Source organism: Pseudonocardia sp. SID8383 (genome assembly GCF_009864975.1).
GTDB lineage: Bacteria > Actinomycetota > Actinomycetes > Mycobacteriales > Pseudonocardiaceae > Pseudonocardia > Pseudonocardia alni.
On record NZ_WWFY01000236.1, the window covers coordinates 1 to 394 of the forward strand.

General features: G+C 79.9%; 1 protein-coding gene. It reads left to right on the forward strand.

The window, feature by feature from the left end:
• On the forward strand, positions 1 to 218 hold a 218-nt coding region (locus tag GTW08_RS31520; protein ID WP_237453570.1), incomplete at its 5' end, for a hypothetical protein.
• Between the last annotated feature and the right edge of the window lie 176 nt (positions 219 to 394).

Consider the following 394-nt stretch of genomic DNA (forward strand, 5'->3'; position numbering starts at 1 on the left):
TGGGCACGGACGCCGCCGGCGGCACCGGCGGAATCGCCGAGGTGGCCGGGGACGGGCGGGACGGTGCCGGCGCGCCCGGCGGTGTGGACCGGGTGGGCAGGGCCGACGAGCCCGTGACGGGCGCCGTCCTTGTGACCGCCGACGGTCCGACGGGCGTCGTGGCCGAGACCGCGCCGCGCGCACCGTTCCTGCCCTTCGCGCCGTTCACCGGACCCTGAACCGGGGTCGTGGACGTGGCCGGGGTGCCGGTGCGGGGTGAGGTCGGCAGCGACGTCGGGGTCGCGGTGCGGTGGGCCCCGGCGCGCGGTCGCGTCTGCACGGTGTCCTCCACCCCGGAAGCACCGGAGGCACCCGGGGCACCGGGACCCGCCGTCGACGCGGCGGGCTCGGCCCG